Annotated in this window: 23 protein-coding genes and 1 pseudogene; all 24 read right to left on the bottom strand. The window is 33.5% G+C overall.

Features of this window, described 5'->3' with window-relative positions:
- Positions 1–18 precede the first annotated feature (18 nt).
- Complete coding sequence (locus ACIQLB_RS01585; protein WP_400720087.1) at positions 19–690, bottom strand: M23 family metallopeptidase; 672 nt, start codon at positions 688–690, stop codon at positions 19–21.
- Entirely contained in the window at positions 690–971 is a 282-nt protein-coding gene (locus ACIQLB_RS01580; RefSeq protein WP_400720085.1) for a phage holin, read from the bottom strand. Before ACIQLB_RS01580 ends, ACIQLB_RS01585 begins: the two co-directional genes overlap by 1 nt.
- A 17-nt stretch (positions 972–988) precedes the next feature.
- On the bottom strand, positions 989–1,402 hold the full coding sequence (locus ACIQLB_RS01575) for a hypothetical protein (RefSeq protein WP_400720083.1): 414 nt from the start codon (positions 1,400–1,402) through the stop codon (positions 989–991).
- A gap of 67 nt (positions 1,403–1,469) precedes the next feature.
- Positions 1,470–1,922 carry a hypothetical protein gene (locus ACIQLB_RS01570; protein ID WP_400720081.1) on the bottom strand — a complete coding sequence of 151 codons (453 nt, stop codon included), beginning with the start codon at positions 1,920–1,922 and terminating at the stop codon, positions 1,470–1,472.
- Positions 1,923–1,944: 22 nt separating this feature from the next.
- Entirely contained in the window at positions 1,945–3,846 is a 1,902-nt protein-coding gene (locus ACIQLB_RS01565; protein WP_400720080.1) for a DNRLRE domain-containing protein, read from the bottom strand.
- A 33-nt stretch (positions 3,847–3,879) separates the two neighbouring features.
- Entirely contained in the window at positions 3,880–6,189 is a 2,310-nt protein-coding gene (locus ACIQLB_RS01560; protein WP_400720078.1) for a hypothetical protein, read from the bottom strand.
- Positions 6,190–6,233: 44 nt separating this feature from the next.
- A complete protein-coding gene (locus ACIQLB_RS01555; protein WP_400720076.1) occupies positions 6,234–7,154 on the bottom strand; it encodes a LamG-like jellyroll fold domain-containing protein in 921 nt (306 codons plus the stop codon).
- Positions 7,155–8,360: a discoidin domain-containing protein gene (locus ACIQLB_RS01550; RefSeq protein WP_400720074.1), complete on the bottom strand. Its 1,206-nt coding sequence runs from the start codon at positions 8,358–8,360 to the stop codon at positions 7,155–7,157. It abuts the gene before it with no gap.
- A 47-nt stretch (positions 8,361–8,407) separates the two neighbouring features.
- Complete coding sequence (locus ACIQLB_RS01545; protein WP_400720072.1) at positions 8,408–9,088, bottom strand: discoidin domain-containing protein; 681 nt, start codon at positions 9,086–9,088, stop codon at positions 8,408–8,410.
- A 161-nt stretch (positions 9,089–9,249) separates the two neighbouring features.
- Positions 9,250–9,522, bottom strand: coding sequence for a hypothetical protein (locus ACIQLB_RS01540; protein ID WP_400720070.1), 273 nt, complete (start codon positions 9,520–9,522; stop codon positions 9,250–9,252).
- A gap of 18 nt (positions 9,523–9,540) precedes the next feature.
- Positions 9,541–10,263, bottom strand: a complete 723-nt coding sequence (locus ACIQLB_RS01535; protein ID WP_400720068.1) for a discoidin domain-containing protein — start codon at positions 10,261–10,263, stop codon at positions 9,541–9,543.
- Positions 10,263–10,529 carry a hypothetical protein gene (locus tag ACIQLB_RS01530; protein ID WP_400720066.1) on the bottom strand — a complete coding sequence of 89 codons (267 nt, stop codon included), beginning with the start codon at positions 10,527–10,529 and terminating at the stop codon, positions 10,263–10,265. Before ACIQLB_RS01530 ends, ACIQLB_RS01535 begins: the two co-directional genes overlap by 1 nt.
- Positions 10,530–10,595: 66 nt before the next feature.
- Positions 10,596–10,817 (bottom strand): annotated as a pseudogene (locus ACIQLB_RS01525) (galactose-binding domain-containing protein); the annotation flags it as partial.
- A gap of 72 nt (positions 10,818–10,889) precedes the next feature.
- Positions 10,890–11,486 (bottom strand): hypothetical protein, encoded by a 597-nt coding sequence (locus tag ACIQLB_RS01520; RefSeq protein ID WP_400720064.1) that lies wholly within the window; start codon positions 11,484–11,486, stop codon positions 10,890–10,892.
- Entirely contained in the window at positions 11,486–12,742 is a 1,257-nt protein-coding gene (locus ACIQLB_RS01515; RefSeq protein ID WP_400720062.1) for a discoidin domain-containing protein, read from the bottom strand. Before ACIQLB_RS01515 ends, ACIQLB_RS01520 begins: the two co-directional genes overlap by 1 nt.
- Before the next feature lie 5 nt (positions 12,743–12,747).
- Complete coding sequence (locus ACIQLB_RS01510) at positions 12,748–13,833, bottom strand: hypothetical protein (protein ID WP_400720060.1); 1,086 nt, start codon at positions 13,831–13,833, stop codon at positions 12,748–12,750.
- A gap of 16 nt (positions 13,834–13,849) precedes the next feature.
- Complete coding sequence (locus ACIQLB_RS01505) at positions 13,850–14,182, bottom strand: hypothetical protein (protein WP_400720058.1); 333 nt, start codon at positions 14,180–14,182, stop codon at positions 13,850–13,852.
- A 21-nt stretch (positions 14,183–14,203) separates the two neighbouring features.
- Positions 14,204–14,821, bottom strand: a complete 618-nt coding sequence (locus ACIQLB_RS01500; RefSeq protein ID WP_400720056.1) for a hypothetical protein — start codon at positions 14,819–14,821, stop codon at positions 14,204–14,206.
- A gap of 83 nt (positions 14,822–14,904) precedes the next feature.
- The gene (locus tag ACIQLB_RS01495; protein WP_400720054.1) at positions 14,905–15,645 is read right to left on the bottom strand and encodes a hypothetical protein; all 741 of its coding nucleotides are present in this window, start codon (positions 15,643–15,645) and stop codon (positions 14,905–14,907) included.
- Between the two features lie 53 nt (positions 15,646–15,698).
- Entirely contained in the window at positions 15,699–16,862 is a 1,164-nt protein-coding gene (locus ACIQLB_RS01490; protein ID WP_400720052.1) for a hypothetical protein, read from the bottom strand.
- Positions 16,863–16,889: 27 nt separating this feature from the next.
- Positions 16,890–17,375, bottom strand: coding sequence for a PAAR domain-containing protein (locus ACIQLB_RS01485; protein WP_400720050.1), 486 nt, complete (start codon positions 17,373–17,375; stop codon positions 16,890–16,892).
- 12 nt (positions 17,376–17,387) lie between these two features.
- Entirely contained in the window at positions 17,388–21,146 is a 3,759-nt protein-coding gene (locus tag ACIQLB_RS01480; RefSeq protein WP_400720048.1) for a phage tail spike protein, read from the bottom strand.
- A 23-nt stretch (positions 21,147–21,169) separates the two neighbouring features.
- Positions 21,170–21,811 carry a hypothetical protein gene (locus ACIQLB_RS01475; protein WP_400720046.1) on the bottom strand — a complete coding sequence of 214 codons (642 nt, stop codon included), beginning with the start codon at positions 21,809–21,811 and terminating at the stop codon, positions 21,170–21,172.
- Between the two features lie 10 nt (positions 21,812–21,821).
- Entirely contained in the window at positions 21,822–22,478 is a 657-nt protein-coding gene (locus ACIQLB_RS01470) for a hypothetical protein (protein ID WP_400720044.1), read from the bottom strand.

Below are 22,478 nucleotides of genomic sequence, written 5' to 3'. Positions count from 1 at the left end.
AACTATGTATAAAGTAATTTATTTTTTGTTGAATAAATCGTTATAGCGTTTTAGCATCGTTGCAAATTGCTCACGTGTTAAGAAGTTTTGAGGATTTGAGCCATCGGTAATACCCTGGCATTTCAACCATTCCCATGCAGCATTATGAGTTTCAGAGGCTGTACGAGAAGGGATAACAGCTTGTTTTGTTTTTAAAGTATCCTCAAGCTCTTTTATTTTATTTAGCAATTCATTGTATTGTGACATCGTTAGTTCTCCTTCATTAGTAGTTTCAATCGTTAATGTAATAAATTTCATAGGATCAACAGCATTGGGTTGACCTTTTTCCCAGGTACCGTTATGAATTTCAAAATGCAAATGTATACCAAATGCTCGTCCTGTATTGCCCATAATACCAATTTGCTGACCTTGTTTTACTCTTTGTCCAACCTGAACACAAGAGGAATCTAAATGGGCATAATTCGTTTCATAAGTTTTCCCGTTGATAGTATGTCTAATCATAACGACATTCCCATAGCTACTTAACACTTGGGCTCGACTAATAACTCCAGCAGCACTAGCATAAACAGGAACTTTTCCTGTTGAAGCTAAATCGACACCTTGGTGCCATTCCTTTCCATATCCGATATCTCTCCATCCAAATTTACTTGTTAATCTCGCATTCTTCACAGGACAAATAAAGTTTGCCATTATTGCTCATCTCTTTTCGGTTTTTTATATGCTAATGCTCGTGTTGAGTCATTCAAGCTAGCAGTTGTAGGGTCTAAAATTGCATTATATGTACTCACAGCCATTAAGGCTAATACATATGGATTAGAGCCTGCATTTACGATTAAGATCCATACACTATGCCAAGTAGTTAAATCAGCTCCTGTAATGCCGTAATAGGCGAATAGGGGGGTAATAATCGATAATCCTACCGTAATCCAAAATTGAGGATTGTGAATGCGAACTTTCCAATTGATTTTCATAGCTATCCATTCCTTTCTTACAGACCTAATGATTTTAAAATAAAAGCACCAATAATAATTGTTGGAATGAGTATCCACCAATGAAGGTATTGCTTTATCATGTCGCTGATCGAAATACTGTCCTTTGCGGATTCTAGCTTTAGATCATCTTCAATGCTATCAACTCGTTTTCCAATACCTTTGACATCCTCCTGTAATTCATCCTGGGTCATATTTAATTTCGTTAGATTCATATTGATATTATTAAACGTTTTGTCCATTCTATTTAATTGAATTTGCTGATGTTTATTCATCTCTTGCTGTTGTTCTGAAACTAATGTTAAGCGATACAATAATTCATGATTACCTTCTAATTTTGAAATTCGGTTTTCTTGATTTTTTATTTCAACTTCCACACTAGCCAATCTTTCACCAAATTTTTCATTTTGCATGTAATCACCGACTTTTATAAATTATTAAAGGATAGGTGGGTTATCCGCACCTATCCTTATAAGAAATTTACTGAGTAATCTCTGGATGTTTCAGTTCTTCAAAAATTTCACAAAATCTATCATACATAGTGGCCTTTTTACCTGTAAATTCTAAATCACAATTCAAAATAATTTCCTGTAGAGTATTTAACATGTCAATTCTATCTGCTGTTTCTTCGATAATAAAATCTTCATTGATTAGTGTTAAAATTTGTTTTTGAACTTCTTTCTCAGCTTTTTCACTGAAAATAGGAATTTCAATTTCCTGGCTATCGACTGTTTCTAGATTATATAAAACTTCTCCATGTTCATCTTTCTCTGCATATTCAGATACTAATTGTTGTCTTTCCAAATTTATTAGGCTTAACTGCTCTTCTAAAAGTTTTAAAAATCTTGTTCGCATTCGAGATTCTTTTCCCTTTAAAATTAAGTTGAATAAAAAAGATTGTAGTTCGCCAATTTCATAGTTTTTAATAATCATGGATATTCTCCTTTTTCTATAGTTACATAATAAATGCGTATCCTGAAACGCCACCATTGACCACAATAACTGTTTGGACATTGTTAACCATAAAGATACGTGGTTCAATCGTTGTTAAAATATTTGATTCATCCCATGTAGGAACAGTAATTCCACTCCAGATAACAGGCTTAGAAACAATGATTTCAGTAATAATTTTGCTAGTTGCTTTAATATCTATAACCGTTTCGATATCATCAACTCGATGTACAATAATTTCGATGAAAATATTTGAAGTATAGGCACTAAATATTTCTGTCTTAATATTATCTACATCATATCTTTGTACTGTGAGCTCAGTAGGGATAATAGGAATGCTTGCTATTATTTCTGTAGCAATATCACTTTTCACATTTGCATCGATTTCAACGAAAACATCATCTGAATATTTAACATAGATTTCAGTATGTATTTTATTTTTACTTACTGTAATTTCAGTGTATAAGTTCTCGTCTTCTTTTACCCGTGGAGTAATTTCTGTTTTAACGGTATCTATCGAAACGATAATTACTGTATCAATTTCATTAATATGAATATCATTCGCTTCGATGACTGCCAATATTGTGCTGTCATCATAATAAGGAATCGTAATTTCGATAGGAATATTAGGTTTAGAGGCAAAAATTTCAGTTAAAATAGGATTACTATCACTTTTTCTAACAGTTATTTCAGCAGGAATAATTGGTTTATTTACTGTAATCTCTACAATTTTTGTTTTTTCTAGAAGATTTCTAACACTAATTTCTGCAGGTTTTTCACTTTCAAGAGGGATAGTTACAATCATTTCTGCATTTACATATGGTTGGCTCACTGTAATTTCAGTGAGTATATCCATATCTAGTGGAACTTCTTTTCTATGTACATATATTTCAGTTTCTTGTTTGGAAATACCAAATACTGAATCAACCGTTATCTCAGTATTTATATCTGAATTTTGTCTTTTATAGATATAAATCTCTGCTATATGCTGGCTTTTACCTATGCTAAAAATTCTAGAATCGTAATAATCGATAAGTAATTCTGGAGGCAGCAAGGATTCTCTAGTTTTAAAGATTACTTGTCCATTAGAGGTTTCATTTGATACACGAATAATAAAGCCATGATTAGATTGTTTTAAAGAAGTCCAATCTTTAACGATGTTAAATACATTGAACTCTACATAGCCTACTTTTTCATTCACTGTAAAATGATCGGTCACAAGCTGGATAGGTGTTGGTCTGTTTAAGTGCGTAATGTTATATTCTGACCAGGCTTTATTTGCATCAAAAAGCTCTAAATGAATGCCATCTGGAACTGTGCCACTATAATACAAACGGAATTTAGCGTCTGTTAAAATATAAGATGGGTGGATAGCTTGTAAATCAAATTGTACAAAGGAGCGCCAAATATCATCTTCACTTCGTCCAACTACCATAGATGTATATCCACCATAGTTAATGGATTGATATTCTAATTTCTCACGGGTGAAAGCATCTTGAGTGGGGTTAAACACTTCAGTGATGATAGGAGGCTGCTGCACTTCATAAATAGCTACCATCCTATTATGAGGACGTACTTCGATTTCCGTCTCAACAAAATTGTGGATATAGGGTTGTATTTCTGCCAAAACAGTTGAATTACCCCGATAAACGATATTAATATAGGTTTCTTTTTCACTTGCATCAATTGCTCGAGGTGTTATCTCTGTCACCAAATCGGAGTTGTCAAACTGTTTTACAATTAGTTCAGTTGAAACATCTGAAAATCCTACCGCGAATAATTTATACTTTGCTTTAAAATGATTATTCGGTTTTATATCATCTTCAGCATTAATAAAGGACGAATCCGCAATTGGTGAAATTGCTATTTCCCGTTCAATTTGATCGGAATTAATATTTTCTTCCATAGGTTTTCACTTCCTTATCACATTGTATTGTGATTAGGCTTTGTCTGCTCTCACGATAATGTCAAATGAACCGTTAGCGTCAGGCGTTGCGCCTAATTCAGTTTTTAGTCGAATGAAGAATGACATTTCTTCGTTGTTTTGAAGTGTTCTATCCAGTTTTAGCTCAGGGTAGGGAGTAAAAGGAGCCAAACTTTCACTAAACTCTATCGCCATTCCAGTAGGGTAGTTAGATGTGTTTGCGTACAAATGTATATTTTTAACATCATAGCCATATTGGTTTTTCAGGATTACCTCATGTTCCACCGTTGTCTGACCTGCAATAATAATACCGAAGTCAAGATATTTTAAAACTTCACCGATTTCATTTGAATAATACTGACCGTAAACATCTTTAAAGATAAGACCTGAGTAAGTTCCAATGAAGTTAGTTTGCCAATAATCAGTAGTGCCAAAGGAATCCTGGAATTCTACTTTTAAGGTATTCCAATTGTCGATTTTAATATCTTTACTGCTAATGGATAGGTTAATGTTATGAGGGGAGTCGTCTAATTTTGTAAAGCTACCATCGGCAGGGTAATAATAACCATCATTTAGTAACACCCGATATTGAACACGAGTTAGATCATCGTCACTTAAAACACCTTTAAGCGTATTTCCAACTATAGAAATATCAATCTTAGCAGTAGTATTTAAAATATTAAAACTTGTTTTCTCAATTGCTGTAGTATTTCTGGGAAGATAATCTTCATAAGAGACACTTTCAACAACTGAAACAATCGTGTCGCGAGAATTGTCTTTTAAGAAAACACCAATATTTAAATAATGCTTCCCCCAAGTTTTCCATTGCTTATTAGTGATACTATTTAACTCATGATACTTCATACCATTTTTAAGAATGGCTTCTTCAGTTGAAGCATCAGATACAACAAATGTCTGTGTTGAACTATCCCACACAGACCATTTAGAAGTATCTTCTCCTGTAACAAAGTAGCGAGCTTCATCCCGGTATGATTGAGAAATATCATTAACAAAAACATCATCTAGATATCCGTACAAGCGTTTAGGGCTTACTAATTTAATGAACTGAGGTTTTGGTACTGCTGTCATTTCAAGCACTCTCTGAGCTGTGTCAGGGGCTTCGTCTGTCCATGTTACAACTTCGAAGTCACCTTCTAATTCATCGATAGGCGACCAATTAGCTTCTAGGATTAAGTCAACGTTTGCTACAGCTTCATCATCTGTGTAATAAAGCACCTCTACTTCATCACCAAATTCATCATAGATGTCGAATGGTTCTACTGCTGTAGATACAATAATATCGTCTGTAGACTCTGTATAAGCCACTACAGTAGGTAATTCGCCAATGTAGTCATAGACAGAGTATGGCTCAACACCTGTCTCTACAACTATTTTAGAAGCGTCTGAGTCAGTGTAGTAAATTGCTTGTGCTGTATCACCTAGTAAATCCTGTGCTTTAAATTCATTTTTGTTTAACACAACAGAAGCAAACTGCTTATCTTCAAAATCAGACCACATAACTACTGATTTATCTCCTGATAATTGTTTCCATTGAACTTCTGTGATATGGTTTAGGTTGTTCATACCATATTTAATAAAGTTTTCTTCTGTTGGAGAAGTTGATTGCCAAGTAGTACCATCATGGTATTTATAATCTGAGTTGTGTTGAACTAGATGTTTGTCAGGGATAGAGGATATTACTCTATCATAGATTTCTATAGAGTCTATTTGGCATTGTAAATAAATATCATTATGATAAACTCTTCTACACAATTCTAAATTAAGGTCAAATGCTGTTGTGAAACCTCTTGTTTGAGTTGTAGAGTACTCAGGATTATTAAATGTGTCTAAATAATAATTCACTGTTTTATCGGGTAAAAATTCTATCATTATGTCATGCCATTTATCATCACAAATATTTTTCCCAACTCCATTGGTATCAAGAGTGACACCGACAGAATCAGAAGCATAGATATATAACTGTCCTACTCCACCAAGTATACCAAGTCTGAAACCATTGTAATTTGCCCCTCTTAAATTACCCATTACAGCTTTATTTGATGATGGTATACTAGGTATTTTGATTTTAAATCTAATCACAATAGGTTTTCCTATTTGTATGATTGATGGTGGAAAGGAAACACTTTGGTCTACTCCATTAAAACTCATTGCATTTCCTTTGCCATTCCACCCAACAACACGAGTAGGACTACCTACTAGTGTTCCTGTGTATCCACCTATTGAGTCCATAGCATTACCACTAGATTCATCAAATCCTATAAAAGCTTTACCATATTTACTTAAATTATCTTTACTATTAGCCATTGTATTGACCTCCAATATTTCTCCATATTAAAAGGACAACTATCTTAATAGTTGTCCTCAATCATTGCTGTTTTAAAATCACTACCAATAGGAATAGTAAACATTCTGCCTTTTCCTAGAGGTGTTTTATTATTAGTTATAATCTCATATTCAGTTGTAGGCTTAGTAAAATCAATTGGTTGACTATCTACTGCTGAGTCAATTTCTCTAACCAATCCACCTTGAGCTAACATCATATATTCTGCTGTGTTAGGAATCTCTTTTACACGAGTTGATGTAGGAGATAAAACAAGGTTTTTATTGTCTGTTGTTTTAACAACTAAGCGCTTTTGAGTAAAGTCAGAAGGGGATAGAGCTTTATTATAGATTTGCAAATCATCTAATTGACCATCTAATGAATAACCTGTTGCTGAATGATGACCTAATACAGACATCTTGTGTACACTAGCTACTGTTTCGTTAGATATTGCGGTTTTCTTTGAAACCAACTTATCATCTAAATACATCTTTACTGCATCTACATTGGTAGTTCCATCCCAAGAAAACATAATGTCATACCACTTGTTTAAGCCAATGCTTAACCCTGTTTCGATTATCAAAGTATTTTTATTATATAGGTTTGCATATAAATAGTTATTATATATACCTATTTGAATACCATTCCCTGCTGAACCTTGAGTTCTTGTTACAATAATACCTTCTTTATATGTTGTTAGTTTTAATTTAAACCTAATTGTTTTTTCACCATTCGGTATAACAGGAGCATTGAATTTTACTGTTGTAGAGGCAGTAGTATTTCCACTTATAGCTAAACCTTCGCCATTCCAACCACCAACTCTTGTTGCGCCTGTAACTGTACCAACATAGTTATACAATCCTAATTTATCATAAACATCACCACTTGATTCATCAAAACCAAACCATGCAACACCATATTGTGACATTAATTGCTCTGTTGATGCCATTTATTTCACCTCTCTTTTATATCCAAATTGAATCCTTGCTATACCACTAACACTATGACCGTTATTGTTTAATATATTAATTCTATAATATCTGAAACTATGGCTCTTATTAAGTATAAATAGCCTTTCAGTATTACTTGCCCAATCAATAGTCTGTTTAAATCTTTGTAGCTCAGTAAAATTTGTACCATCATTCGAACCTGAGACAGTAAATTCCATTGGCTTGTCTCCTGTAGAGCTATTTCTACCCATCATTTTTAACTGACTGATAGTCTTTACCGTACCAAAGTCTAGCTGTATCCAACCTAGTGTTTCTCCTGAATTGGTAAGCCAACAATCATCAATTGTTGTTGATGTTACATATGTCTGAAAGGCTTTCCATGCAAGTCTAGGGAGATTTTCACTACTTGCACTAGCAACAAGTGGGGAAGGAGCGTTATTAGAAGTCATTTTAGTTTCATACCAAGTAAAAATAGGTTCAAAACTTTTATTCTCTTTTATTTCTCTGATACCCAAAGCATTGATTTTACCTATGTCATGTGTAAACACTTTGCCACTCGCACCATCAACAGGTGTGTCATTTAAGTAATTATGCTTAGTAAAAGGCACATCTAATTGAATTTCTTTACTTTGTTCAATACCATGTAAAATCATGTTTTTATGTGAGTTGTCAGGAAGGTGAATTAGGGTGTTTTCTGATAGAGAGTAATATGAGTTGTCATTTTGAAGAACCATTCTTTTTTTCAAAGGTGTGCAATAAATATTTATTTGTCCAACATCTAGTCTGACACGACCATTGTTTGAGATAACATCTAACTTTATAAATTTTCCATTTATAATTTTATCAAAATAGTATATTCTTTTTTCACTACTGCTCCAAGAAATTTCATTAGTTTTATATAGTACTTCTACCCAATTTACATTATCATTAGAGCAATATACTTTAAAGTCTTTTGGCGCTCCTGTGACCTCGGAAACTCTTGAAGTAATAGCGATTCCACCTATTTTATATTTATCACCAATATAGAAACTAATCCACCCATTATTTTCATTTGAAGACCAACAATCACTACTACTAATATTAGTTCCATTAAATGCTTTCCAACCTGCATAGCTACTATCATATTGCCCACTAGTTTCAACAATGTATGGAATAGGTGTAGTATTAGAAGTCATTGCATTTTCTAACCATTTAAAATCTTCCATATTATTATTCCTTTCTTATTGTATTAAGAAAATATAAAAACTCAGCATTAATTAACACTAATGCTGAGTGGTTTCCTATCTAATTTAGTTGTCAAAAGACCTTCTTTGTTTTTTGATATTTCATCTTGTAAAATGTAGCTTTTATACTCAAAAATAGAATTAAGTTTTTCGAATTTAAATGCACCATAATTAATAAAGTTATTTGCACTTGTTTTTTGGATTTCTATAAAATTGCTTTTGTTGCTTTTAAACAATATTTCTCCAATACATATATATTCATATCCATTAGTACTTAATGCTTCTATTCTGTAGTACTGATACTCATTAGAGTTTCTGAATTTATATTTTTTGGTTTCTCCATTTATCCATGTTTGATTTCTAAGCTCTGCTAACCTTACAAAATTAGTACCGTCATTAGAGCCTAGTATATTGAAATCTTTTGGCATACCATTTGCAAGTTGCTGAGTATCTTTAAATGCGCTCAATTCTACTATGTTAGCATGAACCTTTTTGTCATATTTTATTTGTATCCAACCTGTTGTTCCTATAGCGCTACTATAATAGTCATAGCTTCCATTATTAGTACCGTTAAAAGCTTTCCAAGCTAGATAGTTTGAGTTAAATTCGCTACTTGCACTTACGACTAATGGAGAAGGGGCAGTATTAGAGGTCATTTTTGTTTCATAGGTTACATCTAATAACTCTAGTGAGTATGTTTTGCTATTCACTTGAAGAAGAATCCTCCTCAATCCTAAAGAATAATTTTGCAATACAGTCTTTTCTTCTGCTGTCGCAAAAGTATCATAAAAAATTTGCTCATAATTTCTGTTATCTTTTGAAATGCTTATTTTAATGTTTCTAACATCATAAGAATTGTTACCCCAATTTTTTAAATATACTTTTGAAAAAAATTAACATATTCAGGTAGTTTTATAGTATAAAAAATCCCACTAGCAATACCGTTGTATGGTGGTAAAGTACCTCTTGTTTGGAGCATTTGGAGGTAGTTATCATCAGTGTTTCTTGTCGTTGCATTAGTTTCAATTACATCACTTTTTGTCAGTTTTACTAAATTACCTTTTTTGTCATATACTTCAATATAATTTATTCCACTACCACTAGTTCCTCCACCTGAGCCTTCTACTTTTAAATACCAAGCCATTTACTTCACCTCTCTTTTCTAATTGAATCTTATGCTTAATGGTTTTCTATCAAGTTTTGTTGTCCACAGTCCCTCTATGTTCTGTGAAGTGTTTTCTTGTAAAATATAGTTTTTATTTCTAAATAATGAGCTTATCCTTTCAATAGAAGAGTCATTACCATAGCTTAATATGTTGTTATTTGAAAAACTATCCATTTTGTTTAAATAAGGTTTCTTGTCATATGCCAAAAATCTAGCTTCACTTACTGCAACATATTTTGAAGAAGGGAGAGTGAATACAATTCTATAATATCTGTAGAATTTAGAGTTTTTGAAATAGTAGTTTTTTAGAGTTAGCCATGACAGCTCAGGAGGCTCTATAGTATATATGGGTTCGAATGTTGTATTGTCATTAGAACCTTGGATTGATACACTATTTGGTGTTATCCACGTACTACTTGAATTATATCCCATAAGACTTAATCCTTCTATTCTTTGCTCGTTTTTTTGTCCTAAGTCTATTTTTAACCAATGACTTGTACTAGCTGATAGTGGATGCCACATTCTGTCTAGGTTAGTGCCTACAGAATTATCAAAAGCATAATAAATACCACCTGCGGTGTATGCGCTTGATGCAGTTGCTACATATGGTGAAGGGGCTGTATTAGTAGTCATAATTGGTGGGAATTTTTTTTCGTTAATATTTGTTTCACTAATAGAATAAACACCTTGATTGTTTCTGAATAATATTTTTTCACTCATTACCTCACCTCAATTCTTATACTTCTAATGTCTAAATATTTCTTCAAATTAATTGTTTTGCTAAACACTTTTCCTATTTCATTAACACCTAAAATCTCACTTTTATTTGCCATTGCTACAGGTTCTAATGTTGTAACTTTACGGTTGAGTAGGGTAGATATGCTATCCATACCTTGCTCTAAGAATCGAGTAGGTTTGGGTAAGGTAGAAGAGACTGTTTCCCATGATGAAGGTTTAGGGTTAGATAACACTTCAAAAAGCTCCATCTCACCTATAACAACATATGTTGCTGAACCACTTTTCACATAAATTCTATAGTAGCGATAGCTTGAAGGTTTATTTATTAAAAACTGTTTTTTCTCATAAAGTGTCCAAGAGCTAATTTTCTGAGTATCAAGTGTATCCCAATTACTATCATTATTAGAACCTTGTAACTCCCAATCCTTAGGGAAACAGTCAGGGGTTGTGCTAAAATTGAATGCTATGGTATACTTACCAATAATTTTACTTTCACCAACATCTATTTTTAACCAAGATGGGTATTGTCCACTACCATTCGCCCATCCACTAGAAGGCTCATTAGAGCCATCAAATGCCTTGTAAGGTGCGTATCCAAAAGTATTTGTTTAGTTTGTTGAGAGTGTTATTTTCCCGTTTGTATTAGATGTCATTGTTGGAATGACACTACTGCTTGAATGAGTATTTTCTGATTTATTTTGATATTTCTTATACTCACCATCATGTAAAATAAATGTTTTATTTTCTACTATGGATTCAAAGTAAAATTCGTTAAATTGAATGTAATTTCCTTGAGCTTGAATTTTATATATTCCTATAGTTAATAATTCACAAACAATATACCAATCTTCTGTAGAAGTAGTTGGAACACTTTTATATAGTGAGTATGTGTTAAGCTTACTATCATATTTATAAATATCCAAAACTTTTCCCGAAGACCCTCCACCATCACTATAAACTCCACTTGTTGCCCAAAATCTGCAATTTTCTTTTACTGAAAACTCTATATAAGATGATGTATTACCAACAAGCAACAAAGCTCCATAGTTACCCTGCTTTGATGTTATACCATCATGTAAAACCTCATATATTTTATCAGGTGTTAACGAAATACCATTGCCATTTACTGAGCGAATATAATTTGAAGAAACATAGTTAAAATTAGCTTTACGTTTTACGTTTTTTGGAATACTAGTGGTTGCCATTATCTCACCTCAGTTCTTATACTTCTTATATCAAAATACTTTTTCATGTCAAGAGTTTTACTAAAAACCTTACCAACTTCTCCTGACACTAGAATATCGTTTCTTTGATTCATTGGTATTGGCTCTAATTGTGTTATTGTACGGTCAAATAGGGGAGATAGATTGTCCATTCCTTTATTGAGGAACTGAGTAGAGCTAGGGAGAGTGTGTGATACAGTTGACCAATAAGCAGGTGTATCAGTGGTAGCCATTTCATACATTTCAAATGAACTAACTAATGTATAGTAACTATAGTAACTTAATCCAAATTGAAGCTTATAAAATAAATACTCATTATTATTATTGAAGTGATAAGTTACTTTAGCATTACTATTTGGGTGATTATTAACAGATAGAAGACTATCATAGTTTAAACCATCATTACTACCCAATAAGGTAAATTCTTTTAGCCCATATGAACTACCTGTAATTATAAGAGAATCTAATGCAATCTTATTTATTATTTTTGGAGAGTCAAATTCATATTGAAGCCATGATGGATTACTTTCACTAGAACCGTTATCATACCAATATGTTGAACTATTCCTGTCAAATGCTTGCCATGCAGGAGTATAAGCACCTCTAGCAGTTACACTACCAGTTGGAGCAGTATTGCTAGTCATATTTGGTACTGCATTAATAGTTGGGTCTTTACCTAATAATTTAGGGGTGAATTTCTTATACTCACTATCATGTAAAATAAGAGTACTATTTTCATAGCTCATCTTTTGCTTTCCATCAAATGAATACAAGTTTGGTACTATGTATGGATATACAAATGACTCTTGCCCTGCATTAATAGTGAAGGGGATTGCACTATTAGAGCTATCTGCTGAACCGATTGCAGGTTTTATGATAGACAACGGTACACCATTAGAACCCTTAATGTCTATGAGTGAGCTAAAGCTTCCTCCATTCATGCGGTATCTATATCTAGGTGTCGAAGGTGCTGTTAAATCCACCTCAATTCCATAGACTGTATCTAACTGTGGTTGCCAAAGTATTTGGTGTGAATTAGGTTGATTATAATTAGTTTTATCAACTGAAACAAACCCTATCCATCTGTTTATCATTCTCCCACTATCAGGAGTAGTGAGTTCAAAATAAAAGATACCCTCTCCTAATGTTCTACCACTTATTGTATTCATCACTTCTGTAGTTGCATTAGTAGCAGTGAAACTTGAGTTTTTAGTCCATCTTGCATCAATAATATTCATTGCGATTAAACACCTTCTTTAAAGATAGGATTCAAGCTATCAATTTTCACCCAATCATCACGAGTGACTTTCATTCTGTGTAAGCTTCCTGTATCTGACCATGTTGAATCTAACGTCATATCATACTTGTAATCACGTTTAAGACTTAGTGATGTTGTTCCTTCTTCGTAAAAATCCATTTCACCTATACCTGTATAGGAAGTATTACCATTATTCTCTGAGAATTTTAGTCTGTATGCAAGATAATCATTTTTATTTGATATTTCATAGATTTTATCGGTAATTGTTGCAGACCAAACTTGATTAGTTTGTTTATCTAAATCTATCCAAGTACCATTAATGCCATCTGTAGTGTCATTGCTTCCTTGAAAAACCCAGCTCTTGGGCATTGAATTTACATACGAACTACCTGACCCACTTCTTAATTTGTACTTTATAATTTTCTTTTTGTCTTTAAAGCAAAACCCTAGAAAACCTGTTTTAACTCCAATTTTAGTAACATATCCTTCACTTGTATCTACTTTATCAAAAGCTTTCCATGCAAGATAACTTGTGTTAAGCTCAGTTTCCGCAAACGCAAATCCTTCTGAGGAAGAAGTGTTAGATGTTAGTTTAGGGACAATATAGCTACCTGCTTTAAATTCTTTTTCTTCAATATATTCATTAAGATTAAAATCACCTTTTGCTATAATAAAAGTATCTGTAACAAACCCTGCAAACAAATCTATTCTTACTTGAATATATTGCTTAACATCAGATTGGATAGCTCCATCCATAGCAATAGCAGTCCACTCAGACCAATCTTTATCATTGTCTGACACTCTCGTTAAAACTGCGAATGAGCTTGCTCCATTATTTGTATTAGTTGTAAATACCTTTTCGAAGTCTTTAAACTTATCACCTAAATCAATCACATCAGAAGTCCAAGAGCCTTGTTCTGTATAAATAGGTCTTCCTTGATCATCAACATCAACTTGCATCAATTGTAGAAGACCTGTTGCCCTATTAATCTCAGTGTTATTGTGAGTTCCTGAAACACCAATAGGCAATCCAATTTCTTTGCGCTCTATATTACCGCCTACTACTGTCATAGAATATCTTCCTTTCTTAAATATGAATTATGTTTTCTTCTTGCCTATCTCCTGTATCAATAGACTCTATACCACCTGTGAAAGTAACGAAACTGCCATTTACATTTGTATATGAATTGTCTAAGAATAATACAATAAATTTAGAACTTTTAGGTGCTTTGATTTCTCCAATCCTAGCATCTAAGCCTTTACTAACTAGATTGTCTCGTAGTTTCTCAAGTGAATAATTACCTATGTCGACTGTGTAAACTTCCTCAGTTGAAGATTCAAATAATGATAACTTATTGTTCGTAGCTGTTATTTCTAAGTAATCATTTTTTTCAGGAAGACGTAGCCAAAATCTCTTCATAGCGCATTTCCTCTCTTTGTATTAGTTTTTGATAGTCCAATTAATTTGACCTGCTCTGTTGGCTTCTAAAGGGGCATAGAAGCGTTCTATTTCAATCCCACTTGATTTGAATATCAAGTAGCCGTTCATGTCCTTATTTGATGTTAATTTGACCTCAATAAAGGCTCTCTCGTTAAAAGGAAGGGATACAACGGGTTGGAAGAATAGTTGAACATCATCTTTCTTGTAAATTGTTTTGTAGCCGAAATTAATTGATTTGATATTAGAACGTTGTACACCTTGTACATTATTAAAATCTGTAAAGGCATCTTTATATGTAATAAGGTCTTTGTTTGCAAAGTTTGTTGTTAAATGATATATCTCTCCATTTTCGTCTTTATATTCAATTTCTATTTTTCTGCCATGTAAGTAGAAAGAGCCGTCAGACATTTCGAAAAAAAATTTCATTCCTTGACCAAACAAACCGAAACGAACGACCTGATTTTTCTGTACTAAATAAAAGTCATTTTTTTTATGCGTAAGTAGGTCATACTCAGCATAATTTTTACCATTTACATAATCAGCGTTCCAATTAAAAGGAAGACCGATTGCTTGCACATTTTTTGAATCTGCAAATAACATATTTATCAATCCCTTCATTGTATTGAAGCTTCTTAAAAATCCAATAAAAAGGTTAGGGGTAGTTACCCCTAACCCTATAAAACCCCCTTGATTTAAATTGATTATACGTAGCGGTAAGAAACGCGCTGCGCTAATGAGTTTTTCCCTGCATTTGCAGTTATTGGAACCTCTGCGTAGACCGTAATTTGAACGAAGTTACCGCCTGCAAAGTGAGCGTTTGAGCCATCTTCCTTCGTATTATTTGCCAAACCTAAAATTTCCTTTGCATTCGGTGTTTTTTCAATTTTTACTGAAAGATATTCTATACCGTTATCAATAAAAGTATTACCCTCAACTTTCACCCATGATGGCTCTTTTTCATTTGTTTCCCCCGCATTGATTACTTTATAAATATATCCATTCGGTGTTGAAGGTTTAATATAAGCACCTAAAGAAAATGTTTTACCACTTGACCATACTTGAGCTGTTTCAGCAAACTTGTTTGTCGTAGTACCATTTGTTCCTAAGTCCTTAAGACCCGTTGGATTACTTGTACCAACTCCACCTTTACCAACTTCCGTCCAAGATTTATCATCTGTTTCACCTAATGAATCAACACGAACTCTAAACCAATTGTCTCGAACAGCTTCTACGGTAGTGCCACCATCTCTATCGCGAGTTGTAAACGTTACCTCCTCCATTTTAGGGCAATCTTCCTGGCCTCCTCTGTTATTCCAAATAAAGAATGTTTTTTTCGGTGAAGGTGAGGAAGCATCTACAGTACCATAATTTACTGTGTAGTTTACTTGCTTAGAAAATTCGTTTGTTCCTTCATACCAAGATACCAATGGAGTGTTATTCATTAAAAATTCCTTCTTTCTTCCTAGTTTTTTGTATAAAAAAACTCTCTAAGCCATTACGGGTTAAGAGAGTCGTTTAACAATATTTTTATATTGACTGATAAATTTTGTGCATCAACAGAAAAGGAGGGGATATGTAATCTGAAAATATCGCCCTTTTGTACTTTCGTTTTTGTTAATGTATGGGCTTTATTATCAAGATAGTTATCTGAAACAATCATTACTGGATTATCCGTAATATCAACCCAATCATTAAAATTCGCTGATTTTTGAATTTGAATTGGAGTTGGTTGTGAACCTTTGGAGGAAACGGAGGCTTTTATCTCTGTAATTTCTCCATTCCAATCAAATACAACATGTGGGTCTTGAATTCCTTGTAAAATGTCTTTTGGAATAATAAATACCATTGTTTTTTCATTCACAAATTTGGTGATACCTTTAAGCTTTATGTAATGCTCTTTACTCATTAAGCCGTTCATCACTTCATTTGCTAATGGAACATTGCCACCCAAAGCATCAATAGGAACCCAATCTTTGCCGTTCCATCTATAGCGTATACCGGTATCAAATACTTGTGTTGTCCATCCAACTTCAGGATAAGGGAATTTTTTTGCAATTTCGTCGTATGTATTGACATATGGCTGATAAATTAAGACTGTTGTTTCATATGCATTTTTTACGAGCTCCGTCGCATCTTTAGCTTTTTGGGTAGCAATTAATGCTTGATCAGTAGCATGATTTGAATTATTGATGGCAATGACAAGACGTTTTAAATATTCCTCGTAATTATCTGTTCTATCAATTAATTCTTGGACTTGTGATTTACTTTTTTCGATGATTTCATGTAATGTCTCTGTTGAATCTGTACCATCATAATGGACAATACGAGTGGACGGATAGAGAATAAGACCTCTTCCTTTATAAACAATAGAAATGGTCTCCGCTTCTCGTGATGCATGAAAATAAACAAAGCCATTTGTGTAATCTACATAAAATTCATTTTTATCGAGATTCTTTTTAATAAATGCTTCGTAGTTAATTTCAAACATTCCTGTAATTCGCACTCGGTACATCTCATCTGGGATTTCTAGTAAAAAAACGCGTTGGTTCACTACACGAGCAATATCAAGCCTATCAATAAATGGATCGCTTGATGTTCCTTTTCGCCAAACAATATGAATAGGGTTATTAAATTCTAAATAATTAATAGGGAGTGACAACTTATCACCTTCTTTCTTAACGGGTTATTAATTTGCAAACACATTACTAGAGCCTTCATTTATTTTTGTTGTAGTACCTGCGTGGGTTAATACCGAATCACCATTTCTAACAAGTGGTTTACCATTGACAAACACTGTAGTGCTATATTTAATAATGGAGCCATTCGCACTTGAATGATTGCCACTTTCGGTAGTCCAGCCGTTAGGAACTGTGTATGTATCTTTTTCTAAAGTTTTGGCTCCAGAAAATGCAACTGCTTTGCCATTTACAAAAACATTAGGGCTACCTTCATTAATTTCGCCATCAATTGTTGCGTTAATATCTTGATAGGTGTAAGGGGAGGAGGGGGGAGTTAAAACACCGTAACATGCTCCTCCATACCAATAACCTGAAAAATACTCACCATTTATATAGCCAGGCTCACAAGTATAATCATTGGGTTTTTTTATTTTAATATGATTGGATGCAACACTAGATTGTATTTTATTACCTTTTACAACTACTCCAGGCATGGTCATTCCTCCTTAGTTAAGTTCAATTCGAGAACCATTCACCTTAACACCTGAAGAACTAATGACAATTTTGTTTTCACCTACAGCTAAAGTGATGGCAGTAGAGGCTTTAAGATTAATGTTTTTTCCTTCGAAGTTCATAGAATGAGGAGTTTTCATAACAACGGAGTCATCACCATTTTTTAGCGCGAATTCTCGTTTTTGGCCATCACTACCTACATAATCGAAATAGAAACCATCCATTTTTTTATATTGATATCCAACATTGTTACCTCCATCACCGCCAGCTCCCCAAGTTATATGAGGATATGCAGCATCTCCAGTTTCTTTAACAGTAATCGTTAGCTTGTCTTTTTCAGAGCCACCATAATTTGTTTTAATTTTAAAGAAGTTATCTTTAATATGAATAAAGTCTTGAGGCTTATTGGAGTTCAGTGTTTTTAATTTATTGACGGTTAAATCCGAGATATAGCTTCCATCTATGTCCTTAATCATTTCATCCGAATCGTTGCCCATAATTTGAAGTTTTTTCGCATAAATAAGACCATCTTTTCCAATCCAAATGCGTTTTTCGCCGTTAGCATCAATGGCTATACCTTCATTAGCATTTAAGCGTATTTGTTCATTGTTATTACCATTAATAGTAATACCGTTATTTTGATCAAAGATAATCTTCTCGCCAAGGAAACCATCTACAATTTTAAGGTTATGTGTCGTAATATCCTTTGCATAGAGCCTTCCATCGGTACCAACGTAAAATTTTTTGTCATGATTTACGTAAATTGAAATGGCTTCATTAGCATTTAGCTTAATGACCTCACCATTTCTACCGTAAATAGTGATACCTTTCTCCCAATCAAGTGTAATAGCGTCACCTAAATCTCCGTCAACAATCCGCAGATTTTTGGTTACTAATCCTTCAGCATAAAGTGTACCGTCCTCCCATTTCGAGTCGCCTAAAGTAGCAAATAATTTACTAACCCATTTGTCATTTTCCCACTTTTGAAGGGCAAGCCCATTCGTAGCATTCAGGAACGCTCGATATTTCCCATCACTACGTACAGCAATAAAGCCAAACTCATTCATAATTAAATTGTTATTATACGAACCCATATGAATACCTGAATAGAATAGGGAGTCTTCGATTGATTGACGAAGACGAGTCGCTTCATCATAGTAATTTTTAAACTTTTGCACAAAAATACCACGATTCTCAATAGGACTCGTGGACTCTGTTAGGGGATCGGTCATATCAATATTTAAGTTCTGTGATTCTAAATAACCGTTATTAATGATTTTTATATAGTTTGAAATATAATTCATTAATTCCAAATAGGCATTTTTAAAAGCACTTGTTGAATACCTATCAGTTGTAGAGTAGACGGTATCGAAGGTTTGTGTTTTTGTATCAAATTCAGAATTTACATCAGTTTTATTGTCTCTTTCACTTCTAATATATTTTTGTGCTTGTTGGAGAAGAAGCTTATAGTCTGAATGGATTTTATATAGTTCCTTAATAAGCTCCAGCTTTTCAAGTGTCGTCAATTTTCCATCCGCAACAATTTTGTCAAACAAACCAATATCAAAATAATTATTCTCAGCATCTAAAATTAATTGGTCTAAGTTATTCACGATCTTAATATTTTCAGCAACCATATTTCGAGAGTATAGTGTTCCATCTGTATTCGCCCATAATATTTTCTTCCATGCATCACCATCTTTTTGACTAACTGAAAAGCCTTCACATGTTGTAATGGCAACCCTTGTTATATCATTCCAAGAAGTTAAACCAAAGCATTCAGGTTCACCTTCATCCGTTACAAGCCCTAGCCGCATTACTTCATCCCTATTGCGATTATAAATGGTTGTACGTGAGCCGCGTGTCACCCAAATACCTGATTCATCCTCAATAGCAAGGTTAACTCCAGAAATGATTTTCCCAAAAATTCTTTCTCCGAAAATGCCATCCTTTGAAATTGCGTGCTTCCAGGAGTTACCATTATCATTTGTGATTGCTAAAAAGCCATTTTGAATGACGAGCCAGCTTAAGGGATCCGTTAAATCTTTGACAGTAATACCGCGTTCATTTATTTCGATTTGCTGATTATAGCCAGCCGTCACAGCGTTTTTCAATGCATTCCATTTATTATTAATAATATCGTTGATGGCGCCGTTATTTTCTTCAGATAGACTCCATTTCCACTTTTCCATTTGAACGAGAGTGGAGGTATTGCCAGCCTTTTCAATCTTATCTAACCATGTATTTTGTTCATCAATTTCGTTCGTGATAATAACTGAGATGGTTTCTCTTTCAATATCATATGTAATTTCCGTAATCTTAGCTTTTACATCTACCTGTAATCTGTCATACCGAACACTAACGATATCACCTAGATTAAGCTTGTCCCAATCATTTTGACATTCTACGATTGTTAAAAAATCAATCATATTCATATCTAATTTAATTTTGGGCTCTAAAAATGAACGAAATACTTCTTTTGCTTCTTCTAGCAAATCAGCCTCTTCAACTATCGAGTCATTGATATATTCTTTTTCAATTTCAAAGTTAGATAACTCTACTAATAATTCTTTTGAAAAATTATTTTCTCTTAGTAGCTTTTTTCTTAAGTCGTCTAATTCATTTTCATAATCGCTCAATTGATACTTGAGATCTCTAATAAAGGCTTCTTGATTAGAGATCTCAGCTCTTTTAATCTCTAATCGATTAATAATATCCTGATGAGCAGGGGTACCAGACTGAAAATTTGCATTGGATAAATCTAATTCGTCCTCTATGATAATTCGTTCTGTTAGAAGACTACTAAAGCGTTGTTCCTCCATTTGAATAATGGAGCGCTGTGTTGTAATAGTACTGGTTAAATTAGTAAATCTCTCTGAAAGTGATTGGATTAATGCTTGATAGTTTTCTAATGCAATACATAATGCATCACTCATATATTCCGAGTGGCTAATGACAACTCCATTTTCACGCTTAAAGGGATAGAGATAATATCTATAGTCTTCTATATAGGGTTGTCCAGTGGGATTTAATCGATGTATTGTTAGCCCGTCCTGACCATAAGCCTTTAACCGAGTTATTGTGTCGATTGTGTTCGTTGATAAATTAAAGCTTTCCAAGTATTTTCCATCTCTTATGTAAAAACCTTTATTGTTTCCAATGTTTTCAGGTCTATAGAAATTAATTTCACATTTAATGGTGTCCCAGAATATAACGGCATTCCATATATTCGCTAACTCATAAATGATTTCAAGTATGTTATTGGAAGATACTTCATAACTACGATACGTTTCGAAAAGGCTGTCTACATATCCGACTTTCCAATTGGTATTAGCTGACGATAATATTTCATCGGAAATTTGGGAGAGTGTTTTACTGACTACCTCATAACCTCTAATATTTTTGTCGCTAAGTTGAACTCCTAGCGATAGAGCGGAATATTGAATAAACTCGTCCTCACTATAAGATTTGTTGGATTCATTTAATAAGAAGTATTCCGTAGTAGGACCAAACTTAAATTTAAATAAATAGCGGTTCTTTATTTTTTTAATGTTTTCATTATCCTTTGGAACACCGTCTTCAATGATTACTGTTGGGATTTTAAAGGACAATTCGTTTAATACAGATAATTTTGTGTTGTAGCTAATATCATAAGCTTCACTTAGCAATGCAGTGGTTTTCTTATCTGGCTTGCAGAGGAAAATTTTTGGTTGTGCAGCTTTTAAATTATTGTTAATATCACCTAAATTCACTTTATCACCTCCTTTCACGGGAACTATTGTTGAATAAATACGTGCTGAAATCTAACTTGCATATCAAAGTCACCGTTTGCTTTCAAATCGTTTTTCCCAGTAACTAACTCTAAAAATTCATCATTATGGTCGTCATATCGATAGACACCAAGATTTTGCCTATTTGAAACGATTTCCTCTTTCTGACAATGAATAAATACTTCCTCATCATTTATTAAATTACGTAACTGCATTTTTTGGTTGGTCATCGTATTTGTTATTTCTATATCTCCATTACCGTTCTTTTTTCTAATCCATACTTTAGGTTTAACAATGAAATCGCCTAAGTTTTCAAAAACAGCACATGGATCAAATTGGATTGAAAATGATTGTATATAAGGCTTTTCATGTTCCTTTGAGGCACTCATCATAATTTTATATTTAAAAACTAATCCTTTGAGCTCATATTGATCCAATAGATTTGTATCATTGAAATTTATTTCTTTCCAATCTGTCCATGTGACGTGATCATAGGATACTGAATAATAAAATTGAATTTGTTTTGCATGTACATTTATAATATCTGCAGCAATGGTTGTTAAATAATTTGGTGAATTCGTTGAGATTAAATGAGCTTTGGAGGTGTATGAACCTTTAACATTTAATAGGGAACCCCAGCTTTTCATATAAGCACCTCTATTCTATTTTTCCGAATGGACTAAATTCACAGCTGTCGCCAATTCGTTTCCATTTAATCGTTTTAGCTTTTCTCCAAACAACAGAGCCATCAATAAATGCTGTATTATTTTGAACAGAAGACCATTCCGGTTCAGTTAGGGAGGAATATCCAGCAGTTTCACAAATATAGTAGAATTGTTTGCTGCCATTAGTAGGAAAAATAAGATCTCCCACTTCGTAATTATATTCTCCGCGCCAAGTATTACTATTGGCATCATAAAACTCTTGATTCAAGCCTGTAAGAAAAGTAGGGGAGGTAGTAGTGCTTTTGCCCTCAACTACACATTCGTATAACCCACCATTATCAGGCTCTGCTTTTATTAAATCGCCTACGATATAATTTTTATTAGGTTTCCATTTTTTTGCATGAATACCTCCGCGTGTTACAACCCATCCAATGTGGCCACCAGTGATAGGTGTTTTGTTCCAAAGAATATAACCCAAGGAGTAAAGTGTATTATCCTGCAATTCCTCAATAGATTGAACCGAAGATGTAAGGTATTCTTCAAGTTTATTGAAGTTTGTGCCGTAGTTCACAACGGTCTCTTTTATGTCATCTTTTTCAAATGATGAATCAGTTACTATTTTTAATCCTAGCTTTTTCGTCTTTTCCAT

It is taken from the genome of Lysinibacillus sp. NPDC092081, from assembly GCF_044755845.1.
GTDB lineage: Bacteria > Bacillota > Bacilli > Bacillales_A > Planococcaceae > Lysinibacillus.
Note: the sequence above shows the minus strand (reverse complement) of the source record. Positions and strands in the feature narration are given on the sequence as shown.

Excerpts from the sequence above, each read along its gene's own strand:
- ACIQLB_RS01585 (WP_400720087.1), bottom strand. The coding sequence starts at position 690 with ATGGCAAACTTTATTTGTCCTGTGAAGAATGCGAGATTAACAAGTAAA.
- ACIQLB_RS01580 (WP_400720085.1), bottom strand. The coding sequence starts at position 971 with ATGAAAATCAATTGGAAAGTTCGCATTCACAATCCTCAATTTTGGATT.
- ACIQLB_RS01575 (WP_400720083.1), bottom strand. The coding sequence starts at position 1,402 with ATGCAAAATGAAAAATTTGGTGAAAGATTGGCTAGTGTGGAAGTTGAA.
- ACIQLB_RS01570 (WP_400720081.1), bottom strand. The coding sequence starts at position 1,922 with ATGATTATTAAAAACTATGAAATTGGCGAACTACAATCTTTTTTATTC.
- ACIQLB_RS01565 (WP_400720080.1), bottom strand. The coding sequence starts at position 3,846 with ATGGAAGAAAATATTAATTCCGATCAAATTGAACGGGAAATAGCAATT.
- ACIQLB_RS01560 (WP_400720078.1), bottom strand. The coding sequence starts at position 6,189 with ATGGCTAATAGTAAAGATAATTTAAGTAAATATGGTAAAGCTTTTATA.
- ACIQLB_RS01555 (WP_400720076.1), bottom strand. The coding sequence starts at position 7,154 with ATGGCATCAACAGAGCAATTAATGTCACAATATGGTGTTGCATGGTTT.
- ACIQLB_RS01550 (WP_400720074.1), bottom strand. The coding sequence starts at position 8,360 with ATGGAAGATTTTAAATGGTTAGAAAATGCAATGACTTCTAATACTACA.
- ACIQLB_RS01540 (WP_400720070.1), bottom strand. The coding sequence starts at position 9,522 with ATGGCTTGGTATTTAAAAGTAGAAGGCTCAGGTGGAGGAACTAGTGGT.
- ACIQLB_RS01535 (WP_400720068.1), bottom strand. The coding sequence starts at position 10,263 with ATGAGTGAAAAAATATTATTCAGAAACAATCAAGGTGTTTATTCTATT.
- ACIQLB_RS01530 (WP_400720066.1), bottom strand. The coding sequence starts at position 10,529 with ATGGAGCTTTTTGAAGTGTTATCTAACCCTAAACCTTCATCATGGGAA.
- ACIQLB_RS01520 (WP_400720064.1), bottom strand. The coding sequence starts at position 11,486 with ATGGCAACCACTAGTATTCCAAAAAACGTAAAACGTAAAGCTAATTTT.
- ACIQLB_RS01515 (WP_400720062.1), bottom strand. The coding sequence starts at position 12,742 with ATGAATATTATTGATGCAAGATGGACTAAAAACTCAAGTTTCACTGCT.
- ACIQLB_RS01510 (WP_400720060.1), bottom strand. The coding sequence starts at position 13,833 with ATGACAGTAGTAGGCGGTAATATAGAGCGCAAAGAAATTGGATTGCCT.
- ACIQLB_RS01505 (WP_400720058.1), bottom strand. The coding sequence starts at position 14,182 with ATGAAGAGATTTTGGCTACGTCTTCCTGAAAAAAATGATTACTTAGAA.
- ACIQLB_RS01500 (WP_400720056.1), bottom strand. The coding sequence starts at position 14,821 with ATGAAGGGATTGATAAATATGTTATTTGCAGATTCAAAAAATGTGCAA.
- ACIQLB_RS01495 (WP_400720054.1), bottom strand. The coding sequence starts at position 15,645 with ATGAATAACACTCCATTGGTATCTTGGTATGAAGGAACAAACGAATTT.
- ACIQLB_RS01485 (WP_400720050.1), bottom strand. The coding sequence starts at position 17,375 with ATGCCTGGAGTAGTTGTAAAAGGTAATAAAATACAATCTAGTGTTGCA.
- ACIQLB_RS01475 (WP_400720046.1), bottom strand. The coding sequence starts at position 21,811 with ATGAAAAGCTGGGGTTCCCTATTAAATGTTAAAGGTTCATACACCTCC.
- ACIQLB_RS01470 (WP_400720044.1), bottom strand. The coding sequence starts at position 22,478 with ATGGAAAAGACGAAAAAGCTAGGATTAAAAATAGTAACTGATTCATCA.